Annotated in this window: 12 protein-coding genes and 3 pseudogenes; 13 read left to right on the top strand and 2 right to left on the bottom strand. The window is 59.8% G+C overall.

Translation table 11 applies throughout. The annotated features are described in order from the left end of the window. Positions 1-117: 117 nt before the first annotated feature. From GHK62_RS14170 to GHK62_RS14140, 7 genes are all read left to right on the top strand, one after another. Complete coding sequence (locus tag GHK62_RS14170) at positions 118-1,377, top strand: DUF763 domain-containing protein (RefSeq protein WP_153439804.1); 1,260 nt, start codon at positions 118-120, stop codon at positions 1,375-1,377. Positions 1,378-1,675: 298 nt separating this feature from the next. Beyond that, positions 1,676-2,647, top strand: a complete 972-nt coding sequence (locus GHK62_RS14165; RefSeq protein WP_234886898.1) for an AraC family transcriptional regulator — start codon at positions 1,676-1,678, stop codon at positions 2,645-2,647. A gap of 149 nt (positions 2,648-2,796) precedes the next feature. Next, a complete protein-coding gene (locus GHK62_RS14160) occupies positions 2,797-4,074 on the top strand; it encodes an ABC transporter substrate-binding protein (RefSeq protein ID WP_153439803.1) in 1,278 nt (425 codons plus the stop codon). A gap of 97 nt (positions 4,075-4,171) precedes the next feature. Continuing rightward, positions 4,172-5,035: a carbohydrate ABC transporter permease gene (locus GHK62_RS14155; RefSeq protein ID WP_153439802.1), complete on the top strand. Its 864-nt coding sequence runs from the start codon at positions 4,172-4,174 to the stop codon at positions 5,033-5,035. Next, positions 5,032-5,853 carry a carbohydrate ABC transporter permease gene (locus tag GHK62_RS14150; RefSeq protein ID WP_153439801.1) on the top strand — a complete coding sequence of 274 codons (822 nt, stop codon included), beginning with the start codon at positions 5,032-5,034 and terminating at the stop codon, positions 5,851-5,853. Before GHK62_RS14155 ends, GHK62_RS14150 begins: the two co-directional genes overlap by 4 nt. Before the next feature lie 14 nt (positions 5,854-5,867). Beyond that, complete coding sequence (locus tag GHK62_RS14145; protein ID WP_153439800.1) at positions 5,868-6,914, top strand: NAD(P)-dependent alcohol dehydrogenase; 1,047 nt, start codon at positions 5,868-5,870, stop codon at positions 6,912-6,914. A 1-nt stretch (position 6,915) separates the two neighbouring features. Further along, positions 6,916-8,034, top strand: a complete 1,119-nt coding sequence (locus GHK62_RS14140; RefSeq protein ID WP_153439799.1) for an ABC transporter ATP-binding protein — start codon at positions 6,916-6,918, stop codon at positions 8,032-8,034. On the opposite strand, the pseudogene GHK62_RS35220 reads toward GHK62_RS14140, so the two are convergent. Beyond that, positions 8,010-8,169: pseudogene (locus GHK62_RS35220) on the bottom strand (IS66 family transposase); the annotation flags it as partial. The gene GHK62_RS14140 and the pseudogene GHK62_RS35220 overlap by 25 nt on opposite strands. A gap of 224 nt (positions 8,170-8,393) precedes the next feature. Here GHK62_RS35220 and GHK62_RS14135 point away from each other — a divergent pair. After that, a pseudogene (locus GHK62_RS14135) lies at positions 8,394-9,304 on the top strand (transposase); the annotation flags it as partial. Between the two features lie 46 nt (positions 9,305-9,350). Here the strand turns inward: GHK62_RS14135 and GHK62_RS14130 are convergent. Further along, complete coding sequence (locus tag GHK62_RS14130) at positions 9,351-9,764, bottom strand: winged helix-turn-helix transcriptional regulator (RefSeq protein ID WP_234886897.1); 414 nt, start codon at positions 9,762-9,764, stop codon at positions 9,351-9,353. A gap of 97 nt (positions 9,765-9,861) precedes the next feature. Between GHK62_RS14130 and GHK62_RS14125 the strand changes: the two genes are divergently transcribed. From GHK62_RS14125 to GHK62_RS14105, 5 genes and pseudogenes are all read left to right on the top strand, one after another. Beyond that, complete coding sequence (locus GHK62_RS14125) at positions 9,862-10,185, top strand: nuclear transport factor 2 family protein (RefSeq protein WP_153439798.1); 324 nt, start codon at positions 9,862-9,864, stop codon at positions 10,183-10,185. Next, positions 10,185-10,967, top strand: coding sequence for an SDR family oxidoreductase (locus tag GHK62_RS14120; protein ID WP_153439797.1), 783 nt, complete (start codon positions 10,185-10,187; stop codon positions 10,965-10,967). Before GHK62_RS14125 ends, GHK62_RS14120 begins: the two co-directional genes overlap by 1 nt. A 249-nt stretch (positions 10,968-11,216) precedes the next feature. Further along, the gene (locus GHK62_RS14115; RefSeq protein ID WP_153439796.1) at positions 11,217-11,633 is read left to right on the top strand and encodes an MDR/zinc-dependent alcohol dehydrogenase-like family protein; all 417 of its coding nucleotides are present in this window, start codon (positions 11,217-11,219) and stop codon (positions 11,631-11,633) included. A 19-nt stretch (positions 11,634-11,652) separates the two neighbouring features. Further along, positions 11,653-11,781: pseudogene (locus tag GHK62_RS34275) on the top strand (DedA family protein); the annotation flags it as partial. Between the two features lie 1,341 nt (positions 11,782-13,122). Then, positions 13,123-13,287, top strand: a complete 165-nt coding sequence (locus GHK62_RS14105) for a hypothetical protein (RefSeq protein ID WP_153439795.1) — start codon at positions 13,123-13,125, stop codon at positions 13,285-13,287. Positions 13,288-13,492: the final 205 nt, after the last annotated feature.

Below are 13,492 nucleotides of genomic sequence, written 5' to 3'. Positions count from 1 at the left end.
TTTGATTCTGCCCAAGGTGTGTACTTGGATGTCAAGCGCCCAAAGGATACGCGCAAAACAGAACATTTTAGGAACTTCTCCCTGTCATAACTTCGACGGCCGGTTTATAAGGATCGGATGGTTCAAAGAGCAGGCAGTGCAGATCTCCCGCTTCATGGTGGCAAGGTTCCCCGGTGGCTGGGCGAACGCATGACGAAGCTTGGCGCGGTCATCACCGAAGCAATCGTGATTGAATATGGCCGCGACGAGTTTCTCCGGCGTTTGGCGCACCCCTTCTGGTTCCAGTCCTTTGGCTGCGTCATGGGTATGGATTGGCACTCCTCCGGAATCACAACAAGTGTCATTGGCGCTTTGAAGCGCGGCCTCGCACCCCTTTCGCGGGAACTAGGTGTTCATGTCTGCGGAGGACGTGGGCGAAATTCGAGGCAGACGCCAGCCGAATTGATCGACATCGGGAATCGTGTCGGCATCGACGGCGGCCGTCTCGCAGCCACCAGCCGGCTCGTCGCAAAGGTTGACAGCGCAGCGGTTCAAGATGGATTCGACCTTTACCTGCACGGCTTCATCGTGGCCGACGACGGCAAATGGGTGGTCGTGCAGCAGGGCATGAATGGTGACAAGCGACAGGCTAGGCGCTACCACTGGCTATCAGAAGGCGTTTCCAGTTTCGTCGATTCCCCCCATGCAGCGATAGAAGGAAAGCGCCAGGGCGAAATCGTCAATCTCGCCGATAGGCGTGCCGCAGCATCGCGAAAGGGTCAGCTTGACCTTCTAACCTCTCTCGGGCCGGACCGAATTGTGCGCGAGATAGTCCGGATTGATTCGAAGGTCCAAACGAAAGAACTCGTGCAACCCCTGCTGCCGCACCTTGTAATGCCGGCACATCACGAGGTGCGAGAAGAAAACATCAACATGAGGCGGTTGCACGCAACGCTTGCTGCGGCCGTCGATCGCGGGCCTGAAGATTTCGAACAACTCCTGCTCGTTCCAGGCGTCGGTGCGCGGACGGTCAACGCGCTGGCGATGGTGGCAGAAGTGGTGCATGGCGCGCCCTGCCGTTTTGCCGATCCCGCGCGGTTCTCGCTTGCGCACGGCGGCAAGGATCGCCATCCGTTTCCCGTGCCACTCCAAGTCTACGATCAGACGATCCGCGTAATGAAATCGGCTGTGACCAAAGCGCGGCTCGGTCGTGATGAGGAGCTACAGGCGCTGAGACGTTTGGACGATCAGGCGAGGCAGCTGGAGAAATACGTTACCGGCCCGGATCTAAAAGAAATTGTCGCCGGGGAGTTCCGCCGGTCCCCCGAATGGGGCGGTCGCAGCATCTTTGGCTGGGAGGCTCACCCTGAGCAGTGCGACGAGAAAGCACGCTCCTAGCGAGCGCGGGCGGAGTTGGGCAGACAAAGGACATCGTTCGCGCCTTTTCTCACGAAGGCGGCGGGTGCTGCGGTGCGTGAGATTTGCTCGCCCACATGAGTACGCAGGCGTGAAGATGCGGCTGAATGGCAAAGTCCAATTGTCAAAATAAATCAGCTTTAAACATGAATTCCATGATCTGCATGTCTATGACTCTTGCGTTCATCACGTCAAATGGCACGGCGTAGTACTTTGGCCGCAACATCGACATTGCGAAATGGCGGTACATCCGCGCTCGGCAAGGAGGCTGCGAGGAACAATGCTGAGGAATGCGAGAGGGACGGAGGCCGGGAGGGCTCTTGGTGTCAAGACGGCGGCGATGGCCAACAACCCGCCGACCTTCGAGCACATCGTCACCGGCGTGAATGAGACCTTTCTGTGGCGCAAGGACAACTATCCCTGGGAGCGCAATGTCTGGAACTTCCATCCCGAGATTGAAATTCACCTGATCCGCAATGCCGCAGGCATGGCCTTCGTAGGCGACTACATCGGCGAATTCGGCCCCGGCTATCTCACCGTCGTGGGCCGAAACCTGCCGCATGATTGGGTAACGGCCACTGAGCCGGGCGAGATCATCGAAGGCCGCGATATCGTCATCCAGTTCGACCAGGAGCGGATCGGCGAACTCAGCAAATTGGCACCGGAATTTGCCCAGCTCGACGCCTTCTTCCGGCTCGCCGAACAAGGCCTCGTCTTTCACGGCGAAACGCGCCACCGCGGCGCGGAGCTCATGGAGAGCATGGGCGCCCACTCCGGTTTCTCCCGCTTCGCCGCGTTCGCCGAGCTCCTGGATCTCCTGTCTGGCAGCCACGAGTATGAAATCCTGTCGTCGCCGGAATTTGCACCGAAGCTCGACGCAGAGACCCTCGATGTGCTGCAGCGCGTGCTCATCTATATTTTCGAGCATGTCGCGACCGATATTCACCTCGCGGACGTGGCGGCGCTAGCCGGCATGAGCGAGAGCGCGTTTTCCCGCTTCTTCAAGAAGAACACCGGCAACAGCTTCACCGATCACGTCAACAAGCTGCGCATCTGGCAGGCCTGCAAGCTGCTCGCCGAAAGCGAGATGCCGATCACCGACATCTGCTTCGAGGTAGGCTATCTCAACATTTCCAATTTCAACCGCACATTTCTGCGTCATCACAAGATGACACCCTCCGCCTATCGGCGGTTGACAGGACAGAGGCGACCGGTCCGGACAATCGATGCGCAGCATTTCAACGCGCATTAAAGTATAGATTACGTGCATGAGGGGCGCTAGTTCATCGCGCCGTATTTCATAGGATCACATCAGCGAGCAAGCTCGCACGGGAGGAGCAGGCGAGCGGAATCGGGAGATTCTGAAGCCTGCTCTGCAGACCTTTAGGGGAGGTTCAAAACATGAAAGACCTGAAAGCGCTCGTTTCGAGCATCACTATCGCTTGCGCTCTCGCAAGCTCGGCGTCTTCAATTGCTGAGGCTGCACAATGCACCGGGACCATCCGGGTTATCGCGCAGCCGCGCGACGGCCTGACGCTGCTTGAAAACTACAAGGATGAATTCGCCAAGCTCTCGGGCGGTGCGGATTTCCAGATCGACTATCTGAACGAGAACGATCGCCGCGCCAAGACCAAGGCCGATGCGTCGACGATCGGTAAGTACAATGTGTATTATATTGACGAAGCCAACGTCGCACTTTTCGCAAAGTCCGGCTGGGTCGCTCCGCTGACCGACTACTATCCTGCTGATTACGATTATGCCGATTTCGATCCAGGGCGCCAGAAGGTCGCCACCTATGACGGCAAGGTTTGGTTTGCGCCTTTGACCGGCGGCGGCGACCTGATGGTCTACCGCAAGGATCTGCTTGAAGCCGCTGGCATCAAGCCGCCGACCACGCTCGACGAATACATCGCTGCCGTGAAGGCCCTGCATCAGCCCGACAAGGGCATCTACGGCACCGCCCTGCGCGGCCAGCGCGGCTCGGGCGCCAACGTCTGGCGCTGGATGCCTTACTTCAAGGGCTTTGGCGGTAACTGGTTCGAGGGGGACAAGCCGGTCTTCGATGGCGACGCGGCCTTGAAGGCGACCGAGACCTACCTCGAGATCTTCAAGTATTCCGCACCGGGCAGCCAGACCGGCGGCTGGGACGAGGCGGTCGGCGCCTTCACCTCCGGCCAGGTCGCCCTCCTCATCGAATCCACGCCGCTGGTCGGGATGGCGCTCGATCCGAAGTCGTCGCAGGTCGCCGACAAGATCGGCTACCTCCCGCCGCCGACCCCGCTGACCGGCGGTGGCTACGGCCACGGCCTCGCCATCGGCACCAAGGCGAACAAGACGGAAGAGGCCAAGCAGTGCGCCGGTCTGTTCATCGCCTGGGCAACGTCGAAGGAAAACGAACAGCGCCGTCTCGAAGAAGGCCAATTTAGCGAACTCAACCGTACCAGCGTCATGACCAGTCCGAAGTTCGCCGAACTCTATGGTCCCGACCTCGGCCAAGCGCTCGCCGACACCGGCAAGGTCACGGCGGTCAACTTCTGGCAGAACGCATCGTGGCCGGACCTGGGCGACCGGTGGGGCATCATCCTGGAAGAACTGATCACCGGCACCCGCACGGATATCAAGGAAGGCCTGGATGAGCTCAACGGCTTTGCCACCGACCTCGTCGGCCGCAGCCAGTAATCCAGACTGAACAGATATCCTCCCGTCCCGGCGCTGGCTTCGGCGGCGTCGGGGCTTTCCATCCAAGGCGACGCGCACGGCGTCGTCGGAGGGACTCATGAAGAACAAGAATACATTGCCCTGGGTGTTCCTTGCGCCTGCCATGGTCGTGCTCGCCGTCTTGGCGCTGGTGCCGACCGTCTGCGCGATCGTCATATCCTTCGAGGATCGCGAACTCAGCAGACCTGACGGAAATTTCGTCGGCTTCGACAACTATCTCGCGCTGTTTTCGGACCGGCGCTTCGTCAACGCCATTACGGTTTCGCTGAGCTGGGAGGTCATCACAGTTGGCTTCACCATGCTGATCGCGGTCGGCCTCGGCATCCTGCTGTTCGAATGCGTCTCGCGGCGCACCCGCAATGTTCTGGCGCTGCTGTTCATCGTGCCGGTTATCCTGCCGCGCGTCTCGGCCGCCTTCGTTTGGAAGTTCGCATTCCATCCGCTCTATGGCATCGCCACCTATCCTTACAAGGCGATCACCGGCCAGCCGCTCGATCTCTTGTCCAATCCGCTGACCGCGCTCGGAACGGTCGCCCTCGTCGACGTCTGGCAATGGGGCCTGTTCTTCTCCGTCATCGTGCTGAAGCTTTTGGAGACCCTGCCGCCGCAGCCGTTCGAGGCGGCTCGGCTCGACCATGCGCGTACGTGGGAAGTCTATGGCTATGTGGCGCTGCCGATGCTGAAGGCGCCGCTCATCTCGCTCGCCTTCGTCAAGATGATCGAATCGCTGCGCGCCTTCGACCTGATCTACGTGATGACCCGGGGCGGCCCCGGCATCTCCACCGAGACGCTCGACATGTACGCCTTCTCGCAAGGATTCATCGAGTCAGGCCGCATTTCCTATGCATCCGGCATGGCGGTTCTGATGATGATCGCGACCTCGCTTGCCTTCACCGTCATCTGGAAGAGGGCGAAGATATGAGCGGCCGTTCGATCGGCCGCCTCGCTGGCCGCGCCATCCTCCTCCTCGCAGCGTTCTCCGCCGTGTTCCCGGCGTTCTGGACTGCACTCAACGCCTTCAAGAACCGCGTGGACATCGTCACGCCCACGCCGCTTTTCATCTTCACCCCGACGCTCGACAATTTCGCCTACGTGCTCGGTCGCGACAGCGTCTTCGACGGCCTGTTCAATTCGTTGGTGACCTCGGGCGCCGCCGTGCTAATCGGCGCGGTGCTTGGTCTGCCTGCGGCCTATGCCACCGCGCGCCATCCGAACCGCTGGTCGAAGGACATTCAGTTCTTCGTGCTGTCGCTGCGCTTCCTGCCGCCGGTCGCCGTCGCCATTCCGCTGATGGTAATCTGGCTGCAGCTGGAGCTCTACGACACGAGGCTGTCGCTCATCATCACCTATACGCTGCTGACGCTTGCAACCGTTGTCTGGCTTTCGGTCCCGGCCTTTGCCCGCGTGCCGAAGGAGGTAGAGGAAGCCGCCCGCGTCGATGGCTACGGCCCCTATGCGATCTTTTTCCTGATCGCACTGCCGATCGCCTCGCGCTCGCTGATCGGCGCCGTCGCCTTTGCCTTCGTGCTCGTCTGGAACGAATTCCTGATCGCATTGATGCTGACGACCTCCGACGCCAAAACGCTGCCGATCGTCGCCTCCGAACTCACCCAGCTCGGCCGGGACGTGCCCTGGGGCATCCTCAACGCCTCGGTCGTGCTGCTCTCCATTCCTCCGCTGCTCTTCATCGGGGTCCTCAGCGGAATGCTCAACAGCGCCTTCAAGCGCAAGTCTTCATAAAAAGGAATTTCTCGATGCAAGCTCTGGTTCTTGAGCAAAAGGGCGTCCTCTCGATGCGCGACATCGACTTGCCGGTCGAACTCGGCCCCGATGACGTGAAGATCAGGATCAACACCGTCGGTGTTTGCGGCAGCGACGTGCATTATTACACGCATGGCGCCATCGGTCCCTTCGTCCTGCGCGAACCCATGGTGCTCGGTCATGAGGCCGCAGGCACGATCGTCGAGGTCGGCGGCAATGTGCGGGGTCTCGCCGTGGGCGACCGCGTCTGCATGGAGCCTGGCATTCCCGACCTCACTTCGCGGGCCTCCAGGCTCGGCATCTACAACGTCGATCCGAGCGTACGCTTCTGGGCAACACCGCCGATCCATGGTGTGCTGACCCCCTACGCGGTTCACCCCGCCGCCTTCACCTACAAGCTACCCGACAATGTCAGCTTCGCCGAAGGCGCCATGGTCGAACCCTTCGCCATCGGCATGCAGGCGGCCGCGCGCGCGCGTATCGCCCCGGGCGATGTCGCGGTCGTCATCGGCTGTGGACCGATCGGCATCATGGTGGCGCTGGCCGCGCTCGCCGGTGGCTGCAGCCGCGTGTTCATCTCTGATTTCAGCGCCGAGAAGCTGGCGATCGCTGGTGGCTATGCCGGCATCACGCCAATCAATATCGGCGAGCAATCGCTGAAGGACGTCGTCGCCCGAGAAACCGACATGTGGGGCGCCGACCTCGTGTTCGAGGCCAGCGGCAGCGCCAAGGCTTATAGCGGGATCTTCGACCTCGTGCGCCCGGGCGGCACCTTGGTGATGGTCGGCCTGCCGGTCGAGCAGGTGAATTTCGACGTATCCGGCGCCATCGCCAAGGAAGTGCGGCTCGAAACCGTGTTCCGCTACGCCAACATCTTCGAGCGCGCCCTGCAGCTTATAGCCTCCGGCAAGGTAGACCTGAAGCCTCTGATCACGGACACTTATGACTTCAAAGACAGCATCCAGGCCTTCGAGCGCGCCGCCTCTGCCATCCCCACCGATGTGAAGCTGCAGATCCTCATGGAAAGCGGAGGTAAATGAGATGTCGAACATCGTCTGCGCGCACGTCGACAAGAACTATGGCGCCATAAACGTCATCAAGGATTTTAACCTCGAAGTCGCCGACCGCGAGTTCATCGTCTTCCTCGGACCGTCCGGCTGCGGCAAGTCCACGCTTCTGCGCATGATTGCCGGCCTCGAGGAGATCTCGGGCGGCGACGTCATGATCGGCGGAACGCGCGTCAACGAGCTGGAACCGCGTGATCGCGGCGTTGCCATGGTTTTCCAGAATTACGCGCTCTACCCGCACATGACGATCTACGACAATATCGCCTTCGGCTTGAAGCGCATGAAGGTGCCGAAGGCCGAGATCGACCAGCGCATCCGCGCTGTTTCGGCGACGCTCGGCCTAGATCCGTACCTGGAACGCAAGCCGACAGAACTATCCGGCGGCCAGCAGCAGCGTGTGGCAATCGCCCGCGCCATGATCAAGACGCCCAAGGTGTTCCTGTTCGACGAACCGCTGTCGAACCTCGACGCCAAGCTGCGCAACCACATGCGCATCGAGATCGCCCGCCTGCACCAGAAACTGCAGACGACGACGATCTACGTGACGCATGACCAACTGGAGGCGATGACGCTCGCCGACCGCATCGTCCTCATGAAGGGCGGCGCGATCGAACAGATCGGCACGCCCGCCGAAATCTACGAACGTCCACGTACGCTTTTCGTAGCGGGGTTTATAGGTACGCCGAACATGAACTTTCTCGATGTCACCGCGCACTCCGATAGAGAGTCGTGGAGGCTTGAAGGCGACGGTTTCCGTTTCCGCGCGTCTCGCCAAGTTTTTGAGCTGAGGGAGGGGCAAGAGCTGACGCTAGGTGTACGTCCATCGGCACTTGTTTCCTGCCCCCACGTTGCCGGGGCCGAGAACTTGTTATCCGGCTCCATCGATCTCGTTGAGTTCCACGGGGACGATGCACTGGTCTCCTTTCAGGCCGCAGGAACAGAAATCGGCGCCTTGGTCCCTGCAGCAACAGCGCCAACTCCGGGTATGCAGGTAACTTTCTCTGTAAAAAGCGAGAGCCTGCACCTTTTTGACAGCACGGGCTTGTCTATGCGTCGGCCTACCCCGGTAACGATCGTCGCAGAGGCCTCCTGACGCGTCGCGGGACGATCAGGCCTTGGCCGCGGACGCTCTCCTCGACTTGCCAGAGCCTCGCCATCCGCTCGACTGTTGCCGTTGCAACCGTCGAGCTTTCCGCGACATGCAGTCCAGGAACTTGCACCGGCTGTGTTGTAGGGCAGGGAGGTCGCCTCATGGGTGATCTCGAGCCGACCATCGGGGTAGTCGCAGACAATGACCTTCACGTCAGTAAGTCTCGCCTGCTTCCCTCTCGCCATTCATCAGCCCCTCGTTCAAATCGATGTCCAGTATGGCAAAACGGCGCGTGCGAAAGTCGATCTCTTTGTCGCCGAAAGACTGTCCGGGGATTAGCGGAAATGCTGTCCCGGATTTAGAATCTCCGTACGGCAATCGAGGAACAGATGAACCTTTGCGACCGTGCCTCAGGAAGAGCCATCCTGTCCGAGGACGCCATTGTCGAGGCTGCGGCACATCGCCGGCGAGCCCGTCTCGCGCACAGGCAGGCTCGCGAGGAGATATTCGAGATGCTCCACGCCTTACGCCAGCAGGTCTGTCTTACAGCGAAATTGCGCGACGGACCGGCTATGAGCGTCGCAGCGTAGCGAAGTGGCTCAAGTTCAAGGCTCCGCCAGATAGGCGGCGAGCAGCATTGAACCCGACATCACCATGGTACTTTGAAACGTTCCTTGCCCGATCTGGAAGGAAGGGAACCGTTGCGGGCGGTATCAGTATCATGACGTCAAGCAGCGCGGCTACACCGGCAGCTTCTCCAATCTGGAGCGCCTGCTGGGAGCTTGGCGGCGTGCCGAAAAAGAGCCCGTCGATGGTGTCCTTCCATCGCGCTCAGCTTGGGATCGGTTCGAGATCCGGATACCGGCCACGCGATGTCGCCAGTTGTTGCCGCGGCGCTGTGCATCCAGCCACGAGGCCTTTTGACGCCTCGACAGGCAAGAAAGGTCGATGCCCTGAAGCAGGGATCTACCGCATTCGCCGAGATGCGGCCTGGCGACGCGCTTCACCGGAATCCTTCGCAGCAAAAGATCGGAAGCACTGGACGTGTGGATCGACGATGCGATCGACTCAGAACGCATTCCGATCATGCGTTTTCGCATGTGTTTTGCGCAGAGACATCGATGCCGTCGACAACGCCATCGAGCTACCCTGGAGCAACGGACAGGCCGAAGGCCAGATCAATCGCCTCAAAACCCTCAAGCCCGCAATGTACGGCAGGGCAGGTCCCGAACTACTGCGGGCACGAATGCTGCGACTGCGCCACACAAATTGAGGAAGCGACACTAAGAATGTCGAGTAGCTGTTGGGACGACGATTGCCTAGCTGCCAGCGGGGGGCCCAGCGTCGCTACGGTCATCAGGGTGTCCAATTTGCATCCCGCTTGGCGGACAATTATCGGGATTCGGACTCTCCCCACGCTGGCCGGCCCATGTAAGCAGGGCATCGAGAGCCGGGCAAAGCGCTTGTCCCCAATCGGTCAGGCAATACTCAACCTTCGGCGGCACCTGATGATGAACAATGCGGCGGACAATCCCGTCATTCTCCAACTGCCGGAGCTGTTGGATCAACATCTTCTGGGAAACTGCCGGTATGGCACGTTCCAGGTCCGAGAAGCGCAACACCCGTCCACCGAATAAGTGAAACAGGATCACCAGCTTCCAGCGGCCTTCGAGCAGCTTCAGAGCGGCCTCAACTCCTTCGGCCGCTGTTTCCCGCGTGTATTGATGGGGCATACGTTTTCGTAAGTACCTGACTTATTCGTGCGTTCTTGAACTTTGTGGAAGTTAAGGCAATTTCCATACGTACGCAAGTAAACACCGGAGAGTGATTATGCCTCTTAAACTTCCCAAACCTGTTGCCGACTATTTCGCTGCCGACGCAAAGGACGGCTCGGCAGTTGCCAACCGCTTCACCCCTGATGCTGTGGTGATCGACGAAAGACAGACGTACACAGGCCGCAAGGCCATTGCTCGATGGAAGGCGGAGTCGTCCACCAAGTACGAGTACTCTTGCGAGCCGATTGCCGCCGAGGAGGAGGGGGGAAAGATCATCGTCACCGCGCACCTGACTGGTAACTTCCCCGGCAGCCCGGTCGACCTTCGTTACGCCTTCGTACTTGCGGGCGATGCGATCGCGCACCTGGAGATCGCCTGATGAACTTCGATCTAGGTCTTGAGGGCCAGCGTGCATTGGTGACGGGCGGCACAAAGGGTACGGGTGCGGCGGTGGTTCAGGCTTTGCTGGCCGCGGGCGCGCGGGTCGCGACAACTGCCAGGACCGTGCCCGAACCCAAGGCGGAGGGTCCCCATTATATAGCTGCCGATCTCATGGCTGCCGAGGGCTGTGCGAAGGTCGCCGATGAGGTGCTGGCCCATTTTGGCGGCATCGACATCGTCGTCAACGTGCTTGGCGGGTCCAGCGCGCCGGCCGGTGGCTTTGCTGCGCTGAGCGACGAGGAATGGCTGAAGGAACTGAACCACAATCTGATGCCCGCGGTTCGGCTCGACCGGGCACTTCTGCCGGCAATGATAGCGCGGGGATCTGGTGTTATCATTCACGTGACGTCGATACAGCACGAGTTGCCGCTGCCGGAATCGACGACCGCCTACGCCGCGGCCAAGGCCGCACTCTCGACCTACAGCAAAAGCCTCTCAAAGGAAGTGACCCCAAAGGGGATCAGGGTGGTCCGTGTGTCGCCGGGCTGGATCGAAACCGATGCGGCCGTGGCGCTTGCCGAACGGCTCGCGAAGGAAGCGGGTACCGACTACGAGGGTGGCAAAAAGATCATCATGGGTGCGCTTGGCGGTATACCGCTCGGGCGGCCGACGAAACCGAAAGAGGTTGCTGATCTTGTAACGTTCCTTGCATCATCGCGTGCGGGGGCGATCACCGGCACCGAATATGTCATCGACGGTGGCATGGTACCTACCGCTTAAAACCACTCGTTCAGATAATAAGGAGTGCGGCAGGGGATTCCGCGTAGGTGTTCGTCGACACTTGGACGCGCCTTGCCCAAAGCTATTGTCGAGCCGATCAAGCTTCCAATGAGAGGCCATGTCGAATGTTTGCCGTCTAGGTTGAGAACCCCAGCAGGGAATATCCGCTGAGGGCGCTTTGTATTGGCGAGCAGCCCTGCCCCATAGGTCCGGATGACTTGCTACGAGGTCAAAGTCTCGCATGCGAGCTTGAACCGGCACGATCTCTTTACCCTCCAGGGGATCACGCACCACCCAGATCCTCTTTGGTTCCCGATCATTCTGGGCAATGACGGCGCCGGCACGCTGAATGACGGGACACCGGTTGCCATCTATCCGACGGTCGGCAGGGACGATTGGCGAGACAACGAGACGCTGGACCCCCACTGGCACATCTTCAGCGAATTTCTGCCAGGAACCTTTGCCGATTACATCGCCATTCCACGACGCAATGCGCATGTCAATGGAGGTCGCTTCCATTCTTTGCACAGCCTGGCTTATGGCGTATCGAGCCCTTTTCGTGCGGGCGGGCAGCATGCCGGGCTAACGCCGGCTGGTACAGGACGCACGGGGAGGCATGGCCACGGCACTGATCCAACTCGCTGCGGCGGCCGTCTGTTTCGATAGGTGTCGGTGACGTGGTGCCACTGTGTTTGCGGGTGTCATGCGGGAGCCGTGGTGGTCCTTTCTGCTGCTGGTAACAATCGCGAAGACGGGACGCTATCTTGTTCTCGCCGTCGCGACGTTCGGAACTCTATCGGCATTCGGCATTTGATGAATTTTTCGCACCAGCCGGTCCGCAACCACGGAGCGAAGAAGATTTGAGGGTCGTAGCGCACCAGCCTTCATTCAGCAGGAGCCATCCAGTCTCGCCTTGATCGCGTTCATCTGCTCGATCTCCTTGCGCGCGGGATGTCTCTATTTGAACGGGCGCAGGTGGACGTGAGCTTCCATTCGGCGGATGGGGTTGGTGAAGAAGCCGAAATCTTCTTTGATCTCAAGGAAGCGAAATTGGCCGAGCGACCTGCGCCTTCGTCGGCGCCGGTGCTTCGATGGAACGTATGGGAAAATCGCGGCTTTCCTGAGAGCCGGCAGTAGTCCAGTTGTGTCCGTGCAGGCAATCAACCGGGCCTGAGCGATACAACACTAGGAGGGCAGCAGGTCGTACATATGAAATCTTTATGCTGTTGCTTGGCGTCTCCTCTCGATTTCATATGGCAGTCGGGTTCATCATTCCTCTCCATCCGGAGTTTCGCCGATGAATTTCAAATTTCGGGATCTGATTGGCCAACCGAACGACGGCTCCGAGTCTGGGGTCGTGTTGTGGGTGTTTCAGGACTACGACCGACACTGGCGCGTCCGGAAGGAAGGAGAGCGCTCCGACGTGGCACATCCGTCGCGACGAGAGGCCGTTGTTTTCGCTCGGGAACTCTGCGCGGGACACCGATCCTATAAGATATATCTCCAGCTAGCTGATGGTCGTTTCGCGCTGGAACTTCTGAACACCGGCGGCGGTGCATCCAAGACCTGCTGCTGATTAACGGTGTTGAATCCCACTTACTCATTCTTGGCGCGCAGACGGCACCCGCATGCGTTCTTGAGCCGGGCTGCGCGACCGGCAGCGACGCATCTTCCGCCTGTCGACTATCCGCCAGATTGGTCGCCGGAATCGAAGTTCTCCGCCGCGTGCTGCACCGGCTTTCCCGTAGCAACCCATCTGGCGAGTGGACGATATGAAAGACGCCCATGCAGTCGCCGGCTATCCAAATGAAGTTCCTACTTCTTTTCCATGAGCCCGCAATCGAAAAGTTATGGGGGCGCCAATAACGTGTCGGCATGGATGGCCCGAGGTCGATCAGGTTTCGATTGTATCGGGTGGCATCCGGCAAAACAGATGGAGCGACGATAAATGTATTCCCGTCTCGGCACGGATCACTTCACCCCGCATATGCGGCAGACCCGGCGCCCAGCCGTCACCGATGAGAGGCGTGCGGAGGCGCTCCCTTATCCGGAGGATTTGTGAATTTTCCTGCGGCTCGGGATCGTCATTGGTACTGTCTCGATAGCGATAGCGCTTCTAAGCTGGGCCGCGCATTGATCGGGCGGGGCGGGCGAAATGGAGAACAAAGACCCCCGACAGGCCTCGCATGCGCGGACCCGAAGGCCATCGACCACAACGGTCGAGATATTGACGACGGAACTGCAAGGCATCATTCCGGTCACGATCGCGATGTTCGCCGTTATCGTCATCCTTGGCGTCGTCATGGACTTGGCGAGATAGGTCGGACCAGGAAAGGCAGCTTGTCGCCGGCACGCGCCGGCGCCGGGCAAGCAGGGTTACCTTCGCACCGCGTATGCAGCTCTTCGGCGATACGGGAGCCAAGGCAGCCGATCACCAAATTCCTATACGTTTCCTATTTCTTTCCTTTCCCGCCTCTCTCGAATCTTTATGCGGTTCGGAGCCATATTCTCGCCAAAATTTGACA

Origin of the sequence: Sinorhizobium terangae (assembly GCF_009601505.1) — a bacterium.
In the GTDB taxonomy this organism is placed as follows: Bacteria; Pseudomonadota; Alphaproteobacteria; order Rhizobiales; family Rhizobiaceae; genus Sinorhizobium; species Sinorhizobium terangae.
Note: the sequence above shows the minus strand (reverse complement) of the source record. Positions and strands in the feature narration are given on the sequence as shown.

Excerpts from the sequence above, each read along its gene's own strand:
- GHK62_RS14170 (WP_153439804.1), top strand. The coding sequence starts at position 118 with ATGGTTCAAAGAGCAGGCAGTGCAGATCTCCCGCTTCATGGTGGCAAG.
- GHK62_RS14165 (WP_234886898.1), top strand. The coding sequence starts at position 1,676 with ATGCTGAGGAATGCGAGAGGGACGGAGGCCGGGAGGGCTCTTGGTGTC.
- GHK62_RS14160 (WP_153439803.1), top strand. The coding sequence starts at position 2,797 with ATGAAAGACCTGAAAGCGCTCGTTTCGAGCATCACTATCGCTTGCGCT.
- GHK62_RS14155 (WP_153439802.1), top strand. The coding sequence starts at position 4,172 with ATGAAGAACAAGAATACATTGCCCTGGGTGTTCCTTGCGCCTGCCATG.
- GHK62_RS14150 (WP_153439801.1), top strand. The coding sequence starts at position 5,032 with ATGAGCGGCCGTTCGATCGGCCGCCTCGCTGGCCGCGCCATCCTCCTC.
- GHK62_RS14145 (WP_153439800.1), top strand. The coding sequence starts at position 5,868 with ATGCAAGCTCTGGTTCTTGAGCAAAAGGGCGTCCTCTCGATGCGCGAC.
- GHK62_RS14140 (WP_153439799.1), top strand. The coding sequence starts at position 6,916 with ATGTCGAACATCGTCTGCGCGCACGTCGACAAGAACTATGGCGCCATA.
- GHK62_RS14130 (WP_234886897.1), bottom strand. The coding sequence starts at position 9,764 with ATGCCCCATCAATACACGCGGGAAACAGCGGCCGAAGGAGTTGAGGCC.
- GHK62_RS14125 (WP_153439798.1), top strand. The coding sequence starts at position 9,862 with ATGCCTCTTAAACTTCCCAAACCTGTTGCCGACTATTTCGCTGCCGAC.
- GHK62_RS14120 (WP_153439797.1), top strand. The coding sequence starts at position 10,185 with ATGAACTTCGATCTAGGTCTTGAGGGCCAGCGTGCATTGGTGACGGGC.
- GHK62_RS14105 (WP_153439795.1), top strand. The coding sequence starts at position 13,123 with ATGGAGAACAAAGACCCCCGACAGGCCTCGCATGCGCGGACCCGAAGG.